This window comes from Actinomycetota bacterium (assembly GCA_040754375.1).
Classification (GTDB): domain Bacteria; phylum Actinomycetota; class Acidimicrobiia; order Acidimicrobiales; family AC-14; genus JBFMCT01.
On record JBFMCT010000103.1, the window covers coordinates 1 to 1,287 of the forward strand.

Here is a 1,287-nt window from a genome sequence, read left to right on the forward strand (position 1 = left end):
ACACGCGTGTACGCGTGGACAGCCGAGGCGACCTTCCTCGCACCACCACGCAAGCCGATGCGTCGGCAACGATCAAGGAGTTCGCCGCGACAGGTCGTTGACGCGACCGTCCTCCATAGGGTTACACATTTGCAGGTTCCGCTTTGGCGGAACCTGCCTGGCTGCCCGTCGGTGGAGACGTCGGGCAGAACGGAGGCCACGAGCATCGGTGAGGAGCTCCTCGACGAGCGCCGCCGACGGCGCCGGGGCGGCGATCCTCGCCTCAGCGACGCCGACCGGGAGATCCTGGCCCGCATCACCAGCGGCGACCTGGCGCCGGCGTTCCAGGCCGCGCTCGACGCCGACGTGGCGGCCGACCCGGTGCTGGGCGGCGACGACCACGACGACTGAACAACCTCGCCAGGCCCGCCCCGCTCACCCGAGCACACACCGGAGGCTTCGTGTCGTTGGGCCCCGGTCATCGCTGGTATGCCGAGGAGGCGCTGCCATGGCCGGCCGGCGCCGTTGCGGACCAGGACCACGCTCTCGCGGTCCCCACTTGCCGAGATCGCACCCACGGCCACTTCGATGTCGCCGACCCGCGCCGCGCCGTAGAGCGCGGTGTTCCCCAGGTCATGGTCCGTCACCGGGTCGGCGGCCGTCCAATCTCGTCCGTCGGGTGACTCCCAGGCACGGAGCACCAGGCCGCCTGGTTGGTCGAGGCCCCGTCTGCTGTAGAGCGTTCCGCCGACCGCCAGGAACCCGTAGGGGGTGACGACGACACTGCTCACCGTGGCCAGGCCGAACGGCCCTGTGGTGGGGACGGCGCCCCACGCGGTCCCATTGTCCGATCTCCACCAGTAGGTCGTCGAGTCCTCGTGGTCGATCCGGCCTCCCTTCAGGGAAACGCTCGACCAGGCCAGGAAGCCGTCGGGCGTCGCCACGATCCTGACGTTCAAGGGGCGTTCGCCCGGGGGCCCGAAGGGTTGGTGTTCGATCGCTGACACCTCGCTCCACTGACCCCCGCGTCGCAACAGAAGCCTGGGCGGGCTCGACTGTGACCCAACAGGGCGGCATCGCCGTGGGTCGCCAGCAGCGAGATGTCGAAGTCGCTGATGCCGTCTATGGGAGAGGGCAGAGCGATGTCCTCCCAGCGGGTCAGGTTGGACGAGAACCAAGCCCGCTTAGCTCCCATGGCCCCTGGCGGGGCCGCCCTCGGCGGATGAGAATCGGGGCGTGCCGGGCCGGCCCAGACGTCGGACGACTATGGCGCTCGGAGCCCGTTCTTAGCTTGACGCGGGGGTCTCG

The 1,287-nt window shown here is 69.9% G+C and carries 1 protein-coding gene; it reads left to right on the top strand.

Translation table 11 applies throughout. From position 1 onward, the window contains the following. Window positions 1-129 precede the first annotated feature (129 nt). Window positions 130-390 (top strand): hypothetical protein, encoded by a 261-nt coding sequence (locus tag AB1673_17640; protein MEW6155780.1) that lies wholly within the window; start codon window positions 130-132, stop codon window positions 388-390. Window positions 391-1,287 lie beyond the last annotated feature (897 nt).